Origin of the sequence: Vibrio sp. 11986-1-5 (genome assembly GCF_963878025.1) — a bacterium.
Classification (GTDB): domain Bacteria; phylum Pseudomonadota; class Gammaproteobacteria; order Enterobacterales; family Vibrionaceae; genus Vibrio; species Vibrio injensis.
Genome location: NZ_CAWNVW010000004.1, coordinates 31,795 through 52,019, shown reverse-complemented (window position 1 = coordinate 52,019; position 20,225 = coordinate 31,795). Strand labels below are relative to the sequence as shown.

The following is a 20,225-nucleotide window of genomic DNA, read 5'->3' as shown; positions in this document are numbered from 1 at the left end:
AGAGCAGCTTAAACAGACCTATCAAGATTTCATTCGATCTCATGAGCTCTCTTTTGCAGAGAAAGAAGCTTTAGTTGCTAAACAAAATGAATTCGTCTGTGCAACTCATCTACGCTTATTAAATGCCGCGGGTTTGGCGATCCTCGAACAGTGCTTAAGCCTAGAGCAGTTAGAAGGTTCGCGCGGTGTGTCTCAAGGCCCCAACACACTGGCTAAGCAACCATGGCGAAATGCTCAATACGTTTTGCCGATTAATGATACGAAACTGATTGATGACTTATACCAAGAAGTGCAAGGTCAGGTTTACGACCGCCCTGACGTGACACCTGAGCATATCACTGGGCTGATTACCAACACCAGCATCGCTGGTTGGTCATACTACCCCGCTAAGGCCTTGATCGCGATAATGGATAACAGCATCGAGACCCATAAAGGGAGATTATCTCAGCTCATCGGGACTCATGTAGATAATACTCCGCTTGGTGAGATGTTTAAAAAACTGCTCTGGGTGAAAAAATTAGCACTCGCCAGAGTGGCCCATTTAATCGATTTGGCGAAGGAGAATGCGCAGCAAGGTGACAATAAACTCCGTTTTACTCTATTCAATGAGGATGAGAAGGCAAAATGGCCAGCATCATTGACTTTAATTGAAGATGAAGCGAACTTCACCCCTTCGCAAAAATCCAATCCTGGGTTTAAAAATCTGGCAGAATTCAATGATATTCAGGTCGTCGAGTGCTGTTTGCTTTCTGAAGGTGATGTCTTTTATTTGCGTGGGCCTTGGTGGTATTTTCCTGAGCAGTCTAATGACCGTTATGATTGGTGCGCCGCTTCACATGTAAAAGATATCACACGTCAATTGGCATTTAACGACCCTTCACACAGTGGGGAAGATACCGTAAAAGCCGAAACCGTGGCGCAAGCAATGAAGGCGTTAACGGAACCTAAAGTCACTATTGAATTGTCAGATATCGCCAAGAGCTTTGACAGTGTCTTTTGGCAAGATGCTTATCATTATCAAAGTGGATTGGGGCCGAATGGCGATCAGCCGCTCTACACCGCTGATGCCGGCATCCAATTTTTACGCTTTAGTAGCAAAGCCGAAGGTCAGTTAAACAGTCAGCACACCGTGGCGCAACCTTTGATGCTGGGTGGAGAGGGCAAACTCTCGGCCTCTTTAACCGTATTACAAGGCCAATTGAGTGTGAGTGCATGGCTGCCTTTGCAACCCAATCAAGGCTTAACTAAGGAAAATAAAAAGGACGTAAAAGGGCAACCGCTTAATATTCGTTATTTTGATAACCAGTGGCAAGCGCAGAGCTATTCAGCCGGTGAGCTATTCGCGTATCTGGAAGGGAGTGTGTATGGTTTAGCCGCGGCGACGTGTCAATTAAGCACCGATATTCGCTTTGGGCCGAGTGATCAGCGTGAAGGCATCGGTATTAAGGGCAGCGCAGTGGGACTGTTTGATGCCAATATCCATGAGGCTTACCTACTGCCAGGTACGACATTACAATCGGTTGAGCGTGCGCGGTTAGCGGGGCAAGCGAAAGCCGAGGTGGATGTGTTTGCTGGCGTTCAAGCGGGTGGTGTGCTGAGTATCAGTGTCCACTGGTTGCCGCCATCGCCATCTCGTCGCCCAGCCACCGTAAAAAAACTGGGGTCAGTAAAAGGCGAACTGGCAGGCTCATTCGGCGTGGGGGCTCATGCGGGGTTTCGTTTGATTGTTCAAGGAGGCCTGTTAGTGGTTGAGGCCTCTGCGGCTTGGGCATTGGGACCGGGCTGTAAAGGTGGAGTGGCGATTGGGGTTGATGCCTTTGCAGCGGATGAATTTATCGGCTGTTTATTGGGGGCACTAAAACAAAGTGGCTTTAGGCAGTTAGCGGTCTTTGGTGAGGCGGGCGATAACGGCATTAATGACAGTTTTATGATGTTGAATGATATATTAACCTTCGCAGTCGGCATGGGGTTAACTGTCTCACAAGCCCTGCTGATGCCCGTGACCAGTTGGTCGGATTATCGTCAGCAGGTGATGAGCCGTGAGTATGCGCCGGTGTTGGCTCGCTTCATTACAACGACAGTAGAAGAGAGAGCTGCTGCGACTCGTTTATGGATAGAGAAATTACCACCAGAAACGCTATCTAATATATTTTCAACCTTAATTAAAAAGCAGACTCGATCACAAGGAGAGTTTACCGCAACAGAGAGCAACCAAAGACAAGCTCAAGCCATTGTCCAAATTATGCAATGGTTAGCGGCAGATACCCGCCAAGGTGAAGAGAACAGCCAACGGCAGTGGAAAGAGACCTTAATAAGAATGAGCCTTAACCCCGCAGCGGAGGCAGAGAAAAACTACCCCGAAGAATGGGCGGCGTATCTGCACAACTGGCAACAACTGGCTGAGTTGGTTAAAGCGTTTATTTCTGAAGATGATTTAATTAGGGCTTTTAATAATAATTCTCAAACCTTATCTCGTAATATGATTGTGAGTCGTTTTGAGATTGTGGAACGCATCAATATGTTTTGGGGCGCCACCGATCGTAAAGTGGCGCGGTATCGCGCGCACCCTATCAGTGAAGTCGCCAACCCAGCCCCTCAAGCTGGGCAGCCCCTGCGTTTACACTCAGGCAGCGAACACCCGAATGAAACCATCGTGAATTGGAGTATTTATGACCTTTTACCGTAACCCTTGGGCGCGCTGGGCAGCCTTAGGTTGCTTATTGATGATGATCACCGCCTGTAAGCCTAATCCACAGGATGATATTCCCTATTTTCAGGCATTTATTCAAGAAAATAGCCATCGTATCGCCGATGATCCTTATATTTCCAGCACGGTCAGGCCGGGCGATAAAATGTATGATTTTTTCTTATCATTACAAAGAGGCAAACCCAGTCGCCATTACTTAAAATCTTTAATTAAGGAAGGAAATACGGATGCCATGGTATGGTATGCCCGTTTAATGATTATCCATATTAATGAACGTAATTATAACCGTGAACTGTTACAGAGGGCTTTTTTTGAAGGTAACCCTTATGCCGCATTAGAATTGTCAGATATCGGTGAGTCATGCTTTTATTTAGGAAAACTAACATTACACCGTCAAGTCGCCGAGTCATTAAATCTTGAATCTTCAGCCGATTCTCAATTAAATGTTTGTGCAAAAGAAAATCGTCAGATAGCGATTAAAGGCTTTGAACAATTAGCCGAACAAGGTGATTTACGTGCCCAGTATTTTTTACTGCAACAAAAGCAGTGGGATCAGTCAACCAAAACCCGTGAACAGTATTTGAATGAATTGATTCGCTTTGCCAAAGCGCACTATTATCAGCCATTAATGGATTATATTGATACAATTTTAATTCTACCTCAAGGTAGTAATAAATATCAATCTAAAACACCAGAGCAAAATCAGCTAGCCTTAGAACTATTAACCATAGCGGCGAATCATAATTATACACCAGCCATCAATAAGTTGATCAAAATTAAAAGATCTTACATAAAAAAAATAACGATCTTATTCAACAAGGAGTACAGTTAGGTTCGACGAAAACGATATCTAGAAAATATACATTATTTACAGATTTTGTTGATTTATATCCCTCTCAAGAACAATATTTTGATGCACTACTTTTTAAAAAACTAACAGACAATAATAGATTGATAGGATTCTTTGAGTTTGATGGTTTGAAACTGGCAGATAAAGAGAAACAAGCAATCGAGGATGATGTCGATACTTTTATCAAAACCATCACTCCAATGGTTTATATCGATGGTTTTACCCACCGAATGAATTGGGTTGAACAGCCATAATCAATCCCGTGTGGTTGCCTCAACGACTGCGGTTTTAGGTCGTTGAGGGGACTAGGGGCGTAAATGATAACGGGGTTAACTGGAATGGGAGTATTGATGACCTTTTATCGTAACCCTTGGGCACGCTGGGCAGCCTTAGGTTGCTTATTGATGCTGATCACCGCCTGTAAGCCAAATCCGCAGAATGATATTCCCTATTTTCAAGCATTTATTCAAGAAAATAGCCATCGTATCGCTGATGATCCTTACATTTCCAGCACGGTCAGGCCGGGCGATAAAATGTATGATTTTTTCTTATCATTACAAAGAGGAAGTACTAATCATCACGATTTAAAACCTTTAATTAATGAAGGAAATACGGATGCCATGATATGGTATGCCCGTTTAATGATGATGTATATCGATGAACGTAATTATAGTCGTGAACTGTTGCAGAGGGCTTTTTTTGAAGGTAACCCTTATGCCGCATTAGAATTGTCAGATATCGGTGAGTCATGCTTTTATTTAGGAAAACTAACATTGCACCGTCAAGTCGCCGAGTCATTAAATCTTGAATCTTCAGCCGACTCTCAATTAAATGTTTGTGCAAAAGAAAATCGTCAGATAGCGATTAAAGGCTTTGAACAATTAGCCGAACAAGGTGATTTACGTGCCCAGTATTTTTTACTGCAACAAAAGCAGTGGGATCAGTCAACCAAAACCCGTGAACAGTATTTGAATGAAGTGATTCGCTTTGCTAAAGCGCACTATTATCAGCCATTAATGGATTATATTGATACCATTTTAATTCGACCTCAAGGTAGTAATAAATATCAATCTAAAACACCAGAGCAATATGATTTAGCTGTTCAATTGTTAACTATTGCTTCAAATAATAATTATATACCTGCAATAAATTGGTTGGAAAACATTTCTGATGGTGATGATAGAAATAAATTACGTAATAGAGCACTGAAGTTGGGCTATATTAGTATGATGTCACACCTATATTATAGTTATGATGGTTTATCTAAAGAAAGTTATTTTTATAATCTCCTTTACAAAAAACTGACTGGAGAATATAAAGTTAGCTGGGAATTGCCAAGTAAAGCGATTCAAGATGAAGTGAAAATTGAGGTTGATGAATTTTTAAAAACCATCACTCCAATGGTTTATATCGATGGATTTACCCACCGAATGAATTGGGTTGAAAAATAATCAATATCGTGTGGCTCCCTCAACGACTGCGGTTTTAGGTCGTTGAGGGATAGGGACTAGGGGCGTAAATGATAACGGGGTTAACTGGAATGGGAGTATTGATGACCTTTTACCGTAACCCTTGGGCGCGCTGGGCAGCCTTAGGTTGCTTATTGATGCTGATCACCGCCTGTAAGCCAAATCCACAGAATGATATTCCCTATTTTCAGGCATTTATTCAAGAAAATAACCATCGTATCGCCGATGACCCTTACATTTCCAGCACGGTCAGGCCGGGTGATAAAATGTATGAAATATTGGTCAATATTCAGCGTGGTAACTGGCCGTTAGTTGAAGAGCTATTGATACCACTGGTAGAGAGTGAAGATCCCGAAGCCATGGTATGGTATGCAAGAATACATATCAATAATATTAATAAAAGACGTGATATTTTATTAATGCTTAATCAATCACTAGCTAAAGGAAATCCACATGCTTATTTTAGATTATCCAGTAAAGCATTTGAGTGTTTGTATTATCTGAAGTCTAGTACATTAAGTAGTGATGTTGCTGAATCATTAGGTATTGAATCGGTTAATGGGGGGCGGAACTGTTCTGATGAATACTTTAATTTGGCGATTAAAGGCTTTGAACAATTAGCCGAACAAGGTGATTTACGTGCCCAGTATTTTTTACTGCAACAAAAGCAGTGGGATCAGTCAACCAAAACCCGTGAACAGTATTTGAATGAATTGATTCGCTTTGCCAAAGCGCACTATTATCAGCCATTAATGGATTATATCGATACGATTTTAACTAAAGAAACTCCATCTTCTCAATTAAAATCTAAGAATAAGGAATTAGAAGATTTTGCCATAAAATTATTAACAGTTGCTGCAAATAACAATTATATACCAGCAGTAACAAAAATCATAGAATATAAAATTAGAAGTATTGATAAAGATGATGTTTTATTTGATCATGGTATCAATTTAGGCTCGCATGTATCGATCACATGGAAAATGTTGTTTTTTGCTAATGATAGATATCAGAATGTCCTCACAGAAGAAGAAAAATATTACTATGCTTTATTACACAACATGATAACTGGAAATGATCGTTATTCTAATATTATTAATAACGAAAACTCTGGTATTAGTATAAAAGAAAAGAATGAATTAAAGCTTAAAGCTATAGATAAATATAAAACCATCACCCCAATGGTTTATATCGATGGTTTTACCCACCGAATGAATTGGGTTGAAAAATAATCAATATCGTGTGGTTCCCTCAACGACTGCGGTTTTAGGTCGTTGAGGGGACTAGGGGCGTAAATGATAACGGGGTTAACTGGAATTGGAGTATTTATGACCTTTTATCGTAACCCTTGGGCACGCTGGGCAGCCTGATGCGAAGGCTTCGACGAGGACATTTGATCGATGTGGCGAAGTAGCACGCGCAATAAGGTGAAAGTAAACTCCTTTTTAGCCTTAATTGAGCGTGAAGCGAACTTTTCTCCTTAACAAAAATCCAATCCAAGGTTTAAAAATCAAGCAGCATTCAATGACATTAAAGAGGTCTAGTGCTGCTTGCTCTTCGACGGTGAAGTCTTTTATTTACGGATGTTGTGGTGGTCGTTCCCTGAGTAGTCTAATGATCGCTACAGTTTTTGCTTCCCTTTAGTGTTTGAGGGAGGAACATCTTTTAAAACAAGATCTATCGGTTCAGAATATCTTTGAAGATCGTTTGTTTTTGATACTAAAAGTATTCAATAAGAGGATTACAAAGCAATATTACTTAAAGTGGATTTTATAATAACACTGAAATTTTTGTATAAAATAGAGAAAAACAGATAGTTTTAAAAAAATAGCCTACGTTTATAAGAACCATATAAATACCGTCATCGTTGTTATCCCACATTTCGAAATTCGTTTGTTCACCAAGGAGGTGAATTGTGAGTCTGTCGTTAAAAAGTAAACTGATTGGCACTAGCGTTCTCGCGGTTGCTTTTATGGCCGTCGTACTAACTATGCTTGCTGTCAATCAACTAAAGCATGAAACGGCTGTTAGCTTGCAGGCTCGAGTCAATGGCATCACCAAATCCGCTACCAGCGCAATTAACCAATGGTTAAGCATTCGTGGCAGTATTGTCACCTCGGTGATTCCGCATACCGCGCAGGAAAATACCTTACCTTTCTTACAGCAAGGCCAGCAGGCGGGCGGATTTGATTTACTCTATTTTGGTACTGAGCAAGGCAGTATGCATCGCTCGATTCCTGAGCGTGGGGCTTCTGATACCAGTTATGATCCTCGTACTCGAGGCTGGTATCGCGATGCGAAAGCGCAGAATCGACAGATACTGACTCACGTTTATGCTGATGCGATCACTCGTCAATTAATGGTGACAATTGCTGAACCTATTTCTCGTCATGGACGCCTATTTGGGGTAATTGGTGCCGATGTATTGATTGATCAACTGGTTAAAGATGTGATTGCTATCGATGCGGGTGCAAAATCGTCGGCGTTATTGGTCAATGGTAATACAGGCAATATTATTGCTCATCGTAATGCTGATTTGATTTTAAAACCGCTCAATACTTACAGCTCGAACCTAACCATGGCTGTGATTAACCAATCCATTAAGGATAATCAGGTTCAAGAAGTGAAAGTCGGCGGCGTTGATAAGTTTTTCTTTTTCGCCAAAGTACCGGGTACCGAGTGGTTATTGGGCATTGAACTTGATAAGTCCGTTGAACTGGCCACGATGAGTAGCTTAATGCGCCAATTGATCATCACGGCCGTTATTATTACCGGTTTGGTGGCCATCCTCGTTGCATGGTTAGTCGGTTTTCTGTTTCGAGATCTTAACCGGGTATCAAGTGCGTTGGCCGAAATCGCTGAAGGGGATGCGGATTTAACTCAGCGTATTGAGCCTCGTTATCAAGATGAAGTTGGTGCATTAGCCAATAACTTTAATAAATTTGTTAATAACATGCATAGCATGATCACCCGATTACAAGAGGTATCGCGTGGCTTAAATTTACAAGCGGAGAGTACGGCAGAACAAGCTCATGAGCGAAGCTTACGGATCACCGTACAACAAGACGAGATTAACATGGTTGCGACAGCGATTAATGAAATGGCGGCAGCCACTCAAGAAATCGCCAGTAATGCGGATAATACTGCCGCTACTGCATTGGATACGGTGAAAATATCTCAGCATGGTGCAGAGCAAGTTGAGCATACGCAAGCATCGATTGGCAATCTTTCTAAAGAAGTCTTGGTGGCGAAAGATGTCATTGAAAACCTCAATCAACATGCACAAAACATTAATGCCATATTATCGGCGATTCAAGGGATTGCGGAGCAAACCAATTTGTTGGCACTGAATGCGGCAATTGAAGCGGCAAGGGCGGGTGAGCAAGGCCGTGGCTTTGCGGTGGTGGCTGATGAAGTTCGAGTTCTGAGCCAAAGAACCCATGACTCAACCCAAGAAATCCAGAAAACTATTGAGACATTACAGAAAACAACAGCCCAAGCCGTGGGCATCATGAATGACAGTAGTAAGCTATCAGAAAGTAGTGTTGAAGATGCCAATGTTGCTGCGCAAAGTTTGGCGCAAATCAGTGCTTCTGTTGGTACGATCAGCGATATGGCGACTCAGATAGCCACTGCGGCAGAAGAGCAAGCCTCTGTCACCGAAGAAATTACTCGTAATACACAAGCCATTCGTGATGTGTCTGATGGCCTCGCCAATGAAGCCAAAGAAGCATCGCATCAAGCGTCGCTGCTATCGAAGTTATCTAAAGAACTACAAAGCGAGATTAACCGCTTTAAGTTGTGAGTCGACTAAGCCTAGGTTTGGGACGACCTAGGTGTTTTTCGTGAATTCAGGTGGTTTTGATATTTATATGTCACTATCACCTGAAACTACACCACTTTTAGTCTCAAACCTATCACTAATTTCCGCTTGCTCAGATTCCACCTGTTTTAGTTATAGATAGGGATAGAAGGCAACTAGAATACGATAGATTAACCATATGTCCTCGACAGTTTTCCTTATATAAATTATGCTCCCTGGTTCATATTTTATATAAATAGGAGTGTATATGAAAAAATATCTTATATTCGCTAGTTTTTTAGCAATTCCAGTGTGTGCAGCCAACGAGTTTTCTCAGTTTTCCGTTGAGGAAGAGAGTGGTTCTCAATGGGTTTCTGGTGTTAATCATGATCGTTCAGCCATTAATGCGTTAATAACAGAGATTACAGTGACACCTTTGCGTGTTTCAGTGTTAAAAGGTAGCACATTACAGTTGATCGCTACGACACAGTACGGTGATGGAACAAAAAACGATGTAGATAATTTAGTGAAATGGGAAATAGTTGGGGATCAGACGATCGCGCAAGTATCACCTTCTGGTCTGTTAACTGGATTGGAGGCTGGAACTACTGAACTTATAGTAAAAAAAGATGGTATTGTCAGTAAAACAGTTACCGTTACTGTCTGCAGCAGTCTATCTGGCCCATGTATTGATATCGTTAATGTCGGGAAGAGTGAAAAACTGTTCACTAGTTCACCATCTAAGGCTTACCTAGACAGTATAGGGGGTAGTCCAGTAACAGGTACCCATAATGAGAAGTATGGAACTTATGGTCCTCTTGGTACTTTTTATATATTTAACTGGCACAATGCAATGGAGTTATGTAATACCTATAATAGAGAAAGTATCGGGGGGAGAACCAATTGGCGTTTAGCAACTCGAGATGAGCTAAAAGAAGAATTATACAATAAATTTGGTAACATGTTTGGTGCACGTGGTTGGCCAACGACCTACTACTCCTGGTCGGCCACAATAGTTCGTGGTGAGACTCTCCTTGTTCGCCTTGATAATGGAGATATTATTGACTACAACATAGGTGTTCCGTTCTATGCATCTTGTGTATCAATGCCTTAGCATTTAACCCTTATTTTTAGAATTTTAATCGTTGTGCGCCTGTTTTATGACTGGCGCATAATTTTGATTGTAATGATGCAGTCAATTGCGACTTTTCATGAGAACAGTTAATCCCCTTATAAAATAAATAGTGACGCTAATCTTATATCTACCCGATTTTCAGGAATTGCTCGTTGTTAAAGGTAGCTCGGTTTTTTCTGCCATCCTAGGTGCTTTGTTGCTTTCCCCTCTCGTTATCCAGTACACTTTCAAGGTCTTTTTTCCTCAATCATTAGAGTGACTATGTTACAGAACCCTTTGCAGCTTCGTCTTGAGAAGTTTGAACCTTGGCAACAGATTACCTTTATGGCTTGCCTTTGTGAGCGCATGTACCCTAATTACGCTCTATTTTGTCAGCAAACAGAATTTGCGGATGCGCGTCGTTATCGTGATATTTTGGATAGCGTTTGGGAATTAATGACGGTGAAGAATGCCAAGATTGATTTCGATCGTCAGTTAGAGAAGCTTGAAGAATTGATCCCAACGACGGAAGCGTTTGAGCTGTATTTAGTCTATCCGGCGATTGACGCTTGTGAAGCGCTGGCGACGTTACTGCACGGCTTACTTGACCGAGATGACCTCTATGAATCGATGCAAAAAATCAGTCAAATTTCAGTGCGTACGGTGGCTCAGTTAGAAGAGGCGCAAACCGGTGAAGTGATCACCAATGATAACCAAAAAAGCAATGAAGCGGTCTGCGCCGAATGGGATGTGCAATGGGCGATTTTCAGACCCTTGCGTGAAGTTACCGAGCGAGACATTGAATTGATTAAAGACCTGCGCCATGAGCTACGTGATGACTGTATCAGCAATATTGGCTTAACGTTAGGCTAGTTACCCCCGATACTCTGTTTATTTACGGCGCTACGTCGTTTGAGTATTGCGAGCGATATTCATCATCCAACCTCAATCTTAAGGAGTGCCCCATGCTGGAATCAATGGCTCAATGGCTGAGTCAGTATGATATTGAACTATCCCACATCATCCCTGTTGCTGAAGCATTAGGATTGATTGTCCTGATTGCTGCTGCGATTCATGTTGTCCTTCATCGGGGAGTGGTGAGATGGTTGAAACAGCATGCTGATGATTCTCAAGCTTCTTGGCGGCATGTGTTGTTTGCTGGCAACTTATTCAGCCGCATTGCTTTATTGATCCAAGGTGTGGTGATTGGTATCCAAACCCAACTGTGGTTATCACAAGACAGCACGTTACGTGAGGTGATACTGACCTTGGTGGCGTTATGGGTGGTAGTGTATGGGTTGTTAGCCTTTTATTCGCTGCTCAATGTGTTGGAGATCTTACTTGCGAGAACCGCCGTTGGCCGTACGATGCCATTAAGAGGTCTTAATCAAAGCCTTAAGATCATTTTATTTATTATTGCCACGCTATTGGTGATCTCGATATTAATTGGTAAGTCGCCAGTGCTACTTCTCAGTGGTGTCGGTGCAATGACCGCGGTGATTATGCTGGTGTTTAAAGATCCGATCTTGGGTTTAGTGGCTGGGGTGCAGTTATCGGCTAATAAAATGCTCAGTGTGGGTGATTGGTTAGAGATGCCTAAATATGGCGCAGATGGTGATGTGATTGATATCAGCTTAACCACGGTCAAAGTGCAAAACTGGGATCGCACCATCACCACTATTCCTACTTATGCGCTGATTTCCGACTCTTTTAAAAACTGGAAGGGGATGCGTGAGGCTGGTGGGCGGCGCATTAAACGCAGTGTTTTAATTGATGCAACGAGTGTTCACTTTTTAACGGAACAAGATATTGAGCGTTTAACTCATGCCCAACTCCTTGAACCATACATTAAGCAAAAAGTACAAGAAATCACCCAATATAATCGTGACCATCATGTTGATGACAGAAGCATAATTAATGGCCGAAGATTAACGAACTTAGGCAGTTTTCGTGCTTACTTAGAGCGTTACTTACGGGCTCATCCAGAGATTCATCAGCAAATGACCTTGATGGTTCGCCAGCTTGCACCGACCCATGAAGGCATCGCCTTAGAGCTGTACTGTTTCACGGCGACCACCGTTTGGGTTGAGTATGAACGCATTCAATCGGATATCTTTGATCACCTTTATGCAGTCTTACCCGAATTTGGTCTACGTGTCTCTCAAGCTCCGACGGGCAATGATTTCCGTCAATGGCAAAAAGCGTCGTAAGTCGACGCTTTTAACGGTCAGAGGATGAGGTTAGCGATTATTTGGCTCATCCTCGTCTCGGCTTTCAATAACGCCATGAGCCTGTTTCCATTGTTCCCAGCGTTCAGTGGCTAATTGCTGCATGTCGGTGACTTTGTCTGCTTCGTCCAAGATCTCTTCACCAACAAGGTGTTCAAACACATCTTCTAGGGTCAGCAGCCCTTGTACGCTGCCATACTCATCGACCACTAATGCGAGCTGCTGACGCTTTTTCATCATCTGATCAAACGCTTTGGGTAAGGTTTGTGTGTTAAGCACAACATGCAACGGGCGCATCACATTACCGAGCTTCTGAGCGCCTTGATGGTTTTGTTGCCATTTGAATAGCTCTAGTCTATGCACAAAACCAATCACATTATCGGTTTCACCACTATAAATCAGTGGTCGTGAAAATGGCGTATCACTGTGTTCATGCAAAAATTCATCAATACTCATATCGGCACTGACTCTAAAAAGTACCGTTCGCGGTGTCATGACTTGAGTGACGGGAACATCGCTAATGGAGAGCAGATTATTGAGTATTTTCGACTCTCCTTCAGCCAACTCGCCGCTTTCATTCGCCATTAATGCCATTGCGGAGAGCTCATCACGTAATTTGACGGGTTGCTGTGGATGAGTAATACGTGTGGTGATTTGTCGCGATAACCAAATAAAAGGTGTTAGCGCCCAAATCATCCAATGCAAGATAGTCGCTGAGACCGGAGCCAGCTGACGCCAATAGGTCGCCCCTAGGCTTTTAGGAATGATTTCAGATAAGACTAAGATCGCTAAAGTGAGTAGTGCGGAAAATAATCCAAACCACTGACTACCAAAAACTAAGGTTGCCTGAGCGCCAGTGCTTGCGGCTCCTACCGTATGGGCGATGGTATTTAACGTGAGAATGGACGCTAATGGACGATCAATATCGGCTTTCATGACCGAGAGTTTCTCAGCGCTGGCGTGGCCTTGTACACGAAGTTGCGCTAGGTAACTGGGAGTAATGCTTAGTAATACCACTTCTAGAATCGAGCAGAGAAAAGAGAGACTGATCGTCATCACTATATAAAAACTGAGTAACAGCATAATACCCTTCGTTGTTGATTAGTTTGGGCTACTTGACGTTAATGGACACCCAATATGGCAGCACACATCTCGTTAGAGATAAAAACGCGGGCCTTGGGTGGAGAAAGCTTGATGACACTGCGATCATTCGAAGTGATAGGACTCTCCTCTCAGTGGAGAACCTCATCGTCTTTACCTATAAATAAAGGCATGGGTCGGTTAAAACAAGGTCAAGCAAAGCCCGAAAATACAGCAAATTGTGAGTGAATGCTCATATTATGGTTAAAAGTACGTCAGAGAAGCACAACCGATACGACAAACCTTTGCCAGATAGGGCATTTATGTTTTAGAGTGGGTTCGATTTGATAACCTATAAGAAGGGAAACCTAATGAACAAGACCCAATTAATCGACTTTATTGCAGAAAAAGCAGATCTTTCTAAAGTACAGGCTAAGGCTGCTCTTGAAGCGACTCTTGGTGCGGTTGAAGGTGCACTTAAAGAGGGCGACCAAGTTCAACTAATTGGTTTTGGTACATTTAAAGTTAATCACCGTGCGGCGCGTACTGGCCGTAATCCAAAAACTGGTGAAGAGATCCAAATTTCAGCCGCTAATGTTCCAGCGTTTGTTGCTGGGAAAGCACTGAAAGATTCATTGAAGTAATTTATACTACGCCGAGATATTCTATCTCGGCGTCTCTATCATGAAAAAATCCCTCTCGTTTTTTATCGCCTTTCTCCTTCTTACAGGCTGTGCTTCTTCGGTTCCTCACGCCAACCTTGATCAACTTAATGAGTATGTTGGTGGTCAAACGATGGGCGATGCGACTCATTTCTATTGGTATACCGAATATCAAAATCGTCCGAGTCATGGTGCTGATCAGGTACTGATGGGCGACTATGGCTGGTATCAAACCAATTATCGTTGGGAATCAGGTTCTGTACGCGAAGCGGTGCGTGAAGGTATGCAGCTAAGGAATGCACAATTGGTCCCTTACCGTGTTCATGTGCGCTTTAACCAACAAGGTGAAGCGGTTTATCAGCAATTTCGTGTTGATGGTAAAGTATTGCCGTTGAACTTAGAGCAGCGTAGTGAGTATTTGCAGCAAGCGCAGCAACTGGTTGAAATGAGCAAGCAGCAAGCGCGTCAAGGATGGTCTTTATATCAAGGTGTGTGGGATGGAGAACGCTTAACCAGCTGTTCTGGTCGCCGTTTTTCGCAAGTGCTTTGGCCGTTGACTACGCCAGAGCATGTAATGGAACGTTTGAAAACGCCTCATTATGTTGCCTTGTTGGGTCGAGTGAGCAGTGCTCAGTTGCAAGTCGACAGTGTGTTATCAGTGGCAGAACCTGACAGAGCTTGCATGACTCAACCAGCATTGATTGATGCCGATTAAATTGCTCGATAACAAGACAAGATAAATAAGACAAGCGGTAGAGAAGCTCGATTGAGATAGCCGCGAGAAAATCAAAAAAGCCGCTTATGCGGCTTTTTTGATGATGACTCGGTTGTTAGTGAGGGGAGCAACGTCTACTTTGCTTGCTCACGAGCAATTGCTCGATAGCCAATGTCATGGCGATAGAACATACCTTGCCAATGGATTTGTTTAGCGAGCTGATAAGCGCGCTGCTGGGCCTGAGAGACATTGTCGCCTAATGCTGTAGCGCATAATACTCGACCACCATTCGTTAGCACAGCGCCAGATTGATCACAGGTTCCAGCGTGAAAGACTTTCTCTCCTGCCACTTCTTCCGTCGGCAGACCAGAAATCACATCGCCTTTACGATAATCGGCTGGGTAACCACCCGCGGCAAGCACAATACCAATCGATGCGCGTGGATCCCACTTCGACTCTACTTGGTCGAGCTTACCATCGAGAGCGGCTAAGCACAGCTCCACCAAATCTGATTGCAGACGCATCATAATCGGTTGGGTTTCAGGATCACCAAAGCGGCAATTGTATTCAATCACTTTCGGTGTGCCTTGGGTATCAATCATTAATCCGGCGTAGAGAAAGCCGGTATAAGGGTTGCCTTCCACCGCCATACCACGCACAGTCGGATAGATCACCTCACGCATCACACGATCGTGTACGTCTTGAGTAACGACCGGAGCAGGAGAGTAAGCGCCCATTCCGCCCGTATTAGGGCCAGTATCGGCATCACCCACGCGTTTATGATCTTGGCTAGTCGCCATCGGCAGTACATTTTCACCATCGACCATAACGATAAAACTGGCTTCTTCGCCATCGAGAAACTCTTCAATGACGACGCGGCTGCCCGCTTCGCCAAAGCTATTATCCGCCAACATATCTTGAATGGCGTCTTCGGCTTCTTGTAGCGTCATCGCAACAATGACTCCTTTACCCGCCGCCAAACCATCGGCTTTGATGACGATCGGAGCACCTTGTTCACGCACATAAGCCAGCGCTGGCTCAATTTCGGTAAAGTTAGCGTAAGCGGCAGTCGGAATGTTATGGCGAGCTAGGAAATCTTTGGTGAAGGCTTTTGAACCTTCTAATTGCGCCGCCGCTTGAGTCGGGCCAAAAATCGGCAATCCCGCATCACGAAATGCATCGACCACGCCAAGGACTAAAGGGATTTCAGGGCCAACAATGGTGAGGGCAATCTGTTTTTGCTGAGCAAAGGCGACTAAGCCAGCAATATCTTCTACGGCAATATTGACGTTTTCTAGCTTAGGTTCAAGTGCGGTGCCCGCATTACCCGGAGCGACAAAGACGGTTTCAACTTGAGGATTCTGCGCGACTTTCCAACCTAGAGCGTGCTCACGGCCACCAGAACCAATAACGAGAACTTGCATAAGACTTCCTTAAATTTTAAAGGCTCTATGACCTAGAGCCTAGAACCTAAATCAATGACGGAAATGACGCATTCCGGTAAAGATCATTGCCATTCCGTGCTCATTGGCGGCGGCAATCACTTCATCATCGCGCATGGAACCACCGGGTTGAATGACACACTTGATCCCCGCTTGTGCCGCCGCATCGATTCCGTCACGGAAAGGAAAGAAGGCATCAGAAGCCATTACGCAGCCTTCCACTTGCAGACCTTCGTCAGCGGCTTTAATTCCGGCGATTTTAGCCGAATACACCCGGCTCATTTGTCCTGCGCCGACACCGATGGTCATATCTCCTTTGGCGTAAACAATTGCGTTCGATTTAACGTATTTCGCGACTTTCCAACAGAATAACGCGTCTTTGAGCTCTTCTTCAGTCGGTTGACGGCTGGTGACTACTTTTAGATCGTTAAGGCTAACCATGCCTTGGTCGCGATCTTGCACCAAGAGACCACCGTTAACTCGTTTGAGATCAAAGCCCGTGGTTTTACTCGACCATTCACCACACGCTAACAAACGAACATTTTGCTTGCTGGCGACAATCTTCGCCGCTTGTTCAGAAACCGTTGGGGCAATAATCACTTCGACAAATTGGCGTTCAATAATCGCTGTTGCAGTCGCCGCATCGAGCTCACGGTTAAAAGCAATAATGCCACCAAAGGCTGAGGTTGGGTCAGTTTGGTAAGCGCGCTGGTAGGCTTCAAGAATATCGCTGCCTAAGGCGACGCCGCATGGATTTGCGTGTTTGACGATCACACAGGCTGGTTCAGTAAATTCTTTTACACATTCCAGTGCAGCGTCGGTATCGGCAATGTTGTTGTACGACAATGCTTTGCCTTGAATTTGACGCGCGGTCGCCACCGAAGCTTCTTGAGGATTAGCTTCAACATAAAACGCTGCCGCTTGATGGCTGTTTTCACCATAACGCATGTCTTGTTTTTTGATGAACTGCGCATTAAACGTTCTTGGGAACTTGGATTCCTCGTCCCCTTCTTTGTTGTCGCCATAGGAGGGAACCAGCGTGCCGAAGTAGTTGGCTATCATGCCATCGTAAGCGGCGGTGTGTTCAAAAGCGGCAATGGCAAGGTCAAAACGGGTATCTAAGGTCAGAGCGTTGTCATTGGCGTCCATTTCGGTAATGACGCGTGAGTAGTCGTGCGCATTCACCACGATCGTCACGTCTTTATGGTTTTTCGCCGCAGAACGCACCATAGTTGGCCCACCGATATCGATATTTTCAACGGCGTCCGCTAATGTACAGCCCGCTTTAGCCACCGTTTCAGCAAAGGGATAAAGGTTTACCACCACCATATCGATTGGCTGAATGCCATGTTCTGTCATGATGGCATCATCTTGACCGCGGCGACCAAGTACCCCGCCATGAATTTTAGGATGCAGGGTTTTTACTCGTCCATCCATCATTTCTGGAAAGCCAGTATAATCCGATACTTCAGTTACCGTGAGGCCATGCTCTGCTAAAAGGCGAGCGGTACCGCCCGTTGAGAGAAGTTCTACGTCACGTTCTGCAAGTGCTTGCGCGAATTCAAGAATACCCGTTTTATCTGAGACGCTGATCAGAGCGCGGCGAATAGGGCGAGCGTTGTTCATGCTTCCACTTTCCTTTCATTGATGGAGTGTATTTGCCCAAGCAATCGGCGATGACTCGGGTATAATCAGAATGTTTTACCACAAAGGGTACGTTCATCCCAAGCGAGGTTACCTAGTACGCCAGTGATGAGTATTTTGCTTATTTAACGATGGCGCACATTCTAGCCAAAATCTGGCTAAAGGTCTTGCGCAATCGTTTGGCATCGGGAAAATAATCGTTAAAAGTCATTTTTTCAAGTAAAAAATCCATTGGCTTTACGGAGAAGAATCAATGTTTCAGATCGGCGAACTCACTAAGCGTTGTGGTGTATCGAGCGATACTCTACGTTTTTATGAGAAAAATGGCTTACTTAAGCCTGCTGGACGCAGCGAATCAGGATATCGTTTATACGATGAGTCTAATCAGCGCCAAGTGAGTTTTATTTTAAAAGCCAAAGCACTGGGTTTGAGCTTGGATGAAATTAAAGAATTACTGGAAATTAAACTCGAAGCGACCGAACACAGTTGTGCTGAAGTGAAATCGATCACTAGCGCGAAACTGCAGTTAATTGATGAGAAAATTGCTGAATTAACGCGAATTCGTATGGCATTAAAAAAGATCAATGATGCCTGCTGTGGTGACTCCGATGATGATGCCAGTCACTGTTCCATTTTAGCGGCGTTGGAATAATCAACCTTAGTTTGCATTTTTAGTTTGCCGGATAATTAGTCGGTTGATCTAAATCTTTATATAATCCCGCCCTTCTTGATTAAGTGATACAAATGTCACTTAATCATTGCCTATCCCTCCATGACTTGATGTCGTCGTTGTGCTGCCGTGATCAACAGCTCAGCGATGTCAAGTTGGAAGGAGATACTGATACTTCATGGTACACACATGGTTGGAATACATTTTCAAATCAACGATTGGAGATTAAACGTTGATGAAAATAAATTGTATCGCCAAGATAGGGAAGTTTCGGTCGAGCCAAGATTAATTAACCTTCTGTATTTTCTTGCAAAAAATCCAGGAGAAGTCTTTTGTCGTGAGCAGTTGATTGAGCATGTCTGGGGCGGTGCGATTGTGACCGACCAGGTGGTGACACAATCGATTTTTGAGTTAAGAAAGCTATTACGCGATGGGCGTGAAGAAAACATCCATTATTTGACTACGGTGCCCAAGCGTGGCTATAAACTGGTTGCGAATGTTACTGAGATGGCTCCTGACCCAACCTTTGAGCCGAAGCCTATCACTGTCGATAATTGTTCGGAAAACGGCGTTGATCTTCATCACAATATGCAAGCACCATCAGCGGATATGGTTTTTCCTGCTGGGCCGTTAACTCGTGCATTAAATAGCCGTAATAGCCCCCCAGTGCGAGGTAAGATGACGATCCGTCGTTGGACATCGGTGGCTTTCGATGTGCTTTGGATTGGTATCTTGATCATCGCTTTGGGTTTGTTTACCTACTATCAATCCGCCACCAATATTACCCAAGCGATCGATACCCATCTGATTGAGTTTACTTTCCAAGAGACGATGATTCAGGATGCTAACCACCTTGAGTTATCCGATGGCTTAGTACAAAAACTGGCGGCCGATATTGCGCAAACGAGTCATTATCGAGTGCGGCTTAGTAAAGCTCACTTTGTGTCAGGCATTTTACCGGGCAAAACGGTCACGGTGAAGATTCAAGAACAAGCAGGGCATACCTATTTAGACGTAGAGTATCGGAACAATGCTTCAGGGACGGTACTGTTTAATCGTCAATATCCATTACTATTCCCGCAAATCAGGCAGGTGATGGAGAAAGCCTCGTTGGATCTGATGCAAGCTTTAGCCGTACCGGACGCAGAAAAGAAAGCGCGATGGTTGATGGTGGGTATGCCTGAGAATCAGCAAGCATTATTGAAGCTTGTCCGTGCGCATCATTATTTGAATCTGTCTCAAGCAGCCTCTTTTAAAGAGGGGATCAGGCTTTTGGAAGAGGCGTTGCAAATTGAGCCCGTTAATCACTATTTACAAGCGGAACTGTTGGTGGCTTATCACGTACAAACAGCCCTCGATCCTAGCCAAACACTGAGCGTTGAGCGTAGTAATCAATTAACGCAGCAATTACTATTGGCGCAAGAGCAAGGCTATCCGCTGCAGCAACCACGTATTTTTGAAGCCTTAGCGTTACATGAGATTATTCGTGATAATCCGCAGCAAGCAAACCGATATTTGCAAGAGGCGTTAAGTCGCCGTGAGTCGGTGTTTGGTCATGTATTACAAGGCAAACTGGCGGAGTTACAAGGCGATTCAGAAAGCGCAAGTGAAGCCTACAGTGAGGCGTTTTATGGTGATATTTCGCTCGAAACCTATATGTTGTGTGAAAATTTGGCTTTTTATAGCAACCTTAAATCGATTGATTATGCGCTTTACCGTGCGGTACACCCTTCAGTGACGACGGTGCTATAAACGCAACGTCTAAGTTTAGATGACACGATAAACCATGATGGTATAGCACGTAGGTTGTGATGTTGATGTATTTATATTAGGAGCAATTTG

Annotated in this window: 16 protein-coding genes; 13 read left to right on the top strand and 3 right to left on the bottom strand. The window is 43.8% G+C overall.

The window, feature by feature from the left end; translation table 11 throughout:
* Positions 1–187 precede the first annotated feature (187 nt).
* The 9 genes from AACS00_RS01745 (at position 188) to AACS00_RS01705 (ending at position 12,152) form a co-directional block, all read left to right on the top strand.
* Positions 188–2,686: a hypothetical protein gene (locus AACS00_RS01745; protein ID WP_146205782.1), complete on the top strand. Its 2,499-nt coding sequence runs from the start codon at positions 188–190 to the stop codon at positions 2,684–2,686.
* Positions 2,670–3,539, top strand: a complete 870-nt coding sequence (locus tag AACS00_RS01740; RefSeq protein WP_110168294.1) for a sel1 repeat family protein — start codon at positions 2,670–2,672, stop codon at positions 3,537–3,539. Before AACS00_RS01745 ends, AACS00_RS01740 begins: the two co-directional genes overlap by 17 nt.
* Positions 3,540–3,685: 146 nt before the next feature.
* Positions 3,686–3,811: a hypothetical protein gene (locus tag AACS00_RS01735; protein ID WP_258306894.1), complete on the top strand. Its 126-nt coding sequence runs from the start codon at positions 3,686–3,688 to the stop codon at positions 3,809–3,811.
* 150 nt (positions 3,812–3,961) lie between these two features.
* Positions 3,962–5,008: a sel1 repeat family protein gene (locus tag AACS00_RS01730; RefSeq protein ID WP_258306893.1), complete on the top strand. Its 1,047-nt coding sequence runs from the start codon at positions 3,962–3,964 to the stop codon at positions 5,006–5,008.
* 101 nt (positions 5,009–5,109) lie between these two features.
* Positions 5,110–6,258, top strand: coding sequence for a hypothetical protein (locus AACS00_RS01725; RefSeq protein ID WP_110168292.1), 1,149 nt, complete (start codon positions 5,110–5,112; stop codon positions 6,256–6,258).
* Positions 6,259–6,941: 683 nt separating this feature from the next.
* Positions 6,942–8,831 (top strand): methyl-accepting chemotaxis protein, encoded by a 1,890-nt coding sequence (locus AACS00_RS01720; protein ID WP_110168291.1) that lies wholly within the window; start codon positions 6,942–6,944, stop codon positions 8,829–8,831.
* Positions 8,832–9,096: 265 nt separating this feature from the next.
* On the top strand, positions 9,097–9,942 hold the full coding sequence (locus AACS00_RS01715) for an Ig-like domain-containing protein (RefSeq protein WP_072671308.1): 846 nt from the start codon (positions 9,097–9,099) through the stop codon (positions 9,940–9,942).
* A gap of 282 nt (positions 9,943–10,224) precedes the next feature.
* Entirely contained in the window at positions 10,225–10,815 is a 591-nt protein-coding gene (locus AACS00_RS01710; RefSeq protein WP_110168290.1) for a YjaG family protein, read from the top strand.
* Between the two features lie 92 nt (positions 10,816–10,907).
* Positions 10,908–12,152: a mechanosensitive ion channel family protein gene (locus tag AACS00_RS01705; RefSeq protein ID WP_110168289.1), complete on the top strand. Its 1,245-nt coding sequence runs from the start codon at positions 10,908–10,910 to the stop codon at positions 12,150–12,152.
* A gap of 30 nt (positions 12,153–12,182) precedes the next feature.
* Here the strand turns inward: AACS00_RS01705 and AACS00_RS01700 are convergent, their stop codons facing one another.
* A complete protein-coding gene (locus AACS00_RS01700) occupies positions 12,183–13,253 on the bottom strand; it encodes a CNNM domain-containing protein (protein ID WP_072671305.1) in 1,071 nt (356 codons plus the stop codon).
* Positions 13,254–13,621: 368 nt separating this feature from the next.
* Between AACS00_RS01700 and hupA the strand changes: the two genes are divergently transcribed.
* Together hupA and AACS00_RS01690 are read left to right on the top strand one after the other, a co-directional pair.
* Positions 13,622–13,894, top strand: coding sequence for a nucleoid-associated protein HU-alpha (gene hupA, locus AACS00_RS01695; protein WP_004397369.1), 273 nt, complete (start codon positions 13,622–13,624; stop codon positions 13,892–13,894).
* Between the two features lie 40 nt (positions 13,895–13,934).
* Complete coding sequence (locus tag AACS00_RS01690) at positions 13,935–14,627, top strand: DUF1481 domain-containing protein (RefSeq protein WP_110168288.1); 693 nt, start codon at positions 13,935–13,937, stop codon at positions 14,625–14,627.
* Between the two features lie 134 nt (positions 14,628–14,761).
* On the opposite strand, the gene purD is transcribed toward AACS00_RS01690, so the two are convergent.
* The gene (purD, locus tag AACS00_RS01685; protein WP_110168287.1) at positions 14,762–16,051 is read right to left on the bottom strand and encodes a phosphoribosylamine--glycine ligase; all 1,290 of its coding nucleotides are present in this window, start codon (positions 16,049–16,051) and stop codon (positions 14,762–14,764) included.
* Positions 16,052–16,102: 51 nt separating this feature from the next.
* Positions 16,103–17,695, bottom strand: a complete 1,593-nt coding sequence (purH, locus tag AACS00_RS01680; protein ID WP_072671302.1) for a bifunctional phosphoribosylaminoimidazolecarboxamide formyltransferase/IMP cyclohydrolase — start codon at positions 17,693–17,695, stop codon at positions 16,103–16,105.
* A gap of 271 nt (positions 17,696–17,966) precedes the next feature.
* On the opposite strand from purH, the gene zntR reads away from it, so the two are divergent.
* Positions 17,967–18,365 (top strand): Zn(2+)-responsive transcriptional regulator, encoded by a 399-nt coding sequence (gene zntR / locus AACS00_RS01675; protein WP_110168286.1) that lies wholly within the window; start codon positions 17,967–17,969, stop codon positions 18,363–18,365.
* Between the two features lie 207 nt (positions 18,366–18,572).
* Positions 18,573–20,135, top strand: a complete 1,563-nt coding sequence (gene cadC, locus AACS00_RS01670) for a lysine decarboxylation/transport transcriptional activator CadC (protein ID WP_110168285.1) — start codon at positions 18,573–18,575, stop codon at positions 20,133–20,135.
* Positions 20,136–20,225: the final 90 nt, after the last annotated feature.

Excerpts from the sequence above, each read along its gene's own strand:
- AACS00_RS01740 (WP_110168294.1), top strand. The coding sequence starts at position 2,670 with ATGACCTTTTACCGTAACCCTTGGGCGCGCTGGGCAGCCTTAGGTTGC.
- AACS00_RS01730 (WP_258306893.1), top strand. The coding sequence starts at position 3,962 with ATGCTGATCACCGCCTGTAAGCCAAATCCGCAGAATGATATTCCCTAT.
- AACS00_RS01725 (WP_110168292.1), top strand. The coding sequence starts at position 5,110 with ATGACCTTTTACCGTAACCCTTGGGCGCGCTGGGCAGCCTTAGGTTGC.
- AACS00_RS01715 (WP_072671308.1), top strand. The coding sequence starts at position 9,097 with ATGAAAAAATATCTTATATTCGCTAGTTTTTTAGCAATTCCAGTGTGT.
- AACS00_RS01710 (WP_110168290.1), top strand. The coding sequence starts at position 10,225 with ATGTTACAGAACCCTTTGCAGCTTCGTCTTGAGAAGTTTGAACCTTGG.
- AACS00_RS01705 (WP_110168289.1), top strand. The coding sequence starts at position 10,908 with ATGCTGGAATCAATGGCTCAATGGCTGAGTCAGTATGATATTGAACTA.
- AACS00_RS01700 (WP_072671305.1), bottom strand. The coding sequence starts at position 13,253 with ATGCTGTTACTCAGTTTTTATATAGTGATGACGATCAGTCTCTCTTTT.
- hupA (WP_004397369.1), top strand. The coding sequence starts at position 13,622 with ATGAACAAGACCCAATTAATCGACTTTATTGCAGAAAAAGCAGATCTT.
- AACS00_RS01690 (WP_110168288.1), top strand. The coding sequence starts at position 13,935 with ATGAAAAAATCCCTCTCGTTTTTTATCGCCTTTCTCCTTCTTACAGGC.
- purD (WP_110168287.1), bottom strand. The coding sequence starts at position 16,051 with ATGCAAGTTCTCGTTATTGGTTCTGGTGGCCGTGAGCACGCTCTAGGT.
- purH (WP_072671302.1), bottom strand. The coding sequence starts at position 17,695 with ATGAACAACGCTCGCCCTATTCGCCGCGCTCTGATCAGCGTCTCAGAT.
- zntR (WP_110168286.1), top strand. The coding sequence starts at position 17,967 with ATGTTTCAGATCGGCGAACTCACTAAGCGTTGTGGTGTATCGAGCGAT.
- cadC (WP_110168285.1), top strand. The coding sequence starts at position 18,573 with ATGGTTGGAATACATTTTCAAATCAACGATTGGAGATTAAACGTTGAT.